Below are 837 nucleotides of genomic sequence, written 5' to 3' on the forward strand. Positions count from 1 at the left end.
CCCTTTCCCCCCCCCCCCCCCGTTGCTGGCGAAAAACGCTCCGTATGCAAGGAAAGAGTTTTGGCATACGCGGAGGTGTTCTAAGGGATTGGTGGTGAGGTAATGTTCTATGAGTTGCACGTAGGATGGGTGTGCCATTTGGTCGTAATAGGGGAACCAAGGGTATAGTGATTGGGTAATAACGGGATGTGCCTTATAGCGTTCTAAAAAGCTGTAGGCGTAGGGAATATCTTTGAGGATGAGTTCGGCATAGGCTTCGTGGGTATCGCGCAATTTTTGATCGAAAAAAGTGGCTCCTGAGAAGGCTACCGTATCATAAAAGGCGTTGATAAGGTGGTGGGTATTGGGTTGGCTATAGGCAATAGGGTTGCAGAAGCTTTGCCAATCGGCATAACCTATGTAGTTGCAAATGAGGTTGAGGCTGGTGGTACTGAGTTGTTTATCTTTATCTATTTTGCCATAGAAGCGGCGTAGGGTTTGTACGGAAAGTTGTATTTTCTCGGCGAGTTGTTCAAAATCATATACAGAGGTTACGGTGCGCCCAAAGGCACGATTAACTTCTGTTTGTAGTTTTGTAATATGCTGTTGGTAATCCATTTTGATTTAGGTGTTAGTGGTTAAATCTTCGTTTATCCTATAGAGTTTGTATATCTAAAAGGGGAGATATGAAAAAATTGGGCAGCAAAAATATAACAAAAAAATTATTTGTACAAATTTGGACAAAACTTTTACACAATTATTGTAAAGGATTGGACTTTTATATTTTTGCTGTGGGGTGTAATTTTGCAGCGTGAAATGTTAATAATTTTGAATTGGGGGAATTTTGAATTGGGGGAA

The 837-nt window shown here is 41.3% G+C and carries 1 pseudogene; it reads right to left on the reverse strand.

The annotated features are described in order from the left end of the window. Positions 1-597, reverse strand: a pseudogene (locus HMPREF9075_RS13775) (hypothetical protein); the annotation flags it as partial. Positions 598-837 lie beyond the last annotated feature (240 nt).

The sequence above is a fragment of the Capnocytophaga sp. oral taxon 332 str. F0381 genome, from assembly GCF_000318275.2.
GTDB lineage: Bacteria > Bacteroidota > Bacteroidia > Flavobacteriales > Flavobacteriaceae > Capnocytophaga > Capnocytophaga bilenii.